1 protein-coding gene is annotated in these 236 nt (G+C 36.4%); it reads right to left on the bottom strand.

Translation table 11 applies throughout. From position 1 onward, the window contains the following. The coding region (locus tag SB775_RS33855; RefSeq protein WP_410865676.1) for an ArsA-related P-loop ATPase at window positions 1-236 on the bottom strand (236 nt) is incomplete at both ends.

Here is a 236-nt window from a genome sequence, read left to right as displayed (position 1 = left end):
ATCTTTTTTTACATATTGAGTGCGACCGTTAAATTTCACTTCCGTAGGAGAAGAATCTGATTTAAATAAAGCATCTCCTACACGCTCTAACATAGACAAACCGACAACCTCTTGTTCAAACATAGGAGCTTCGTAAATAGGAAGCGGCTGAAAACTATCTTGAATCAATGTTTTATATTTCTTTTGAGTATCTTTCCATGCTTGAAAATAAGGAGCGGTGACAGTGTTAGGGATGA

Source organism: Peribacillus sp. SIMBA_075 (assembly GCF_046534585.1).
This window is presented reverse-complemented; position numbering and strand designations above follow the sequence as displayed.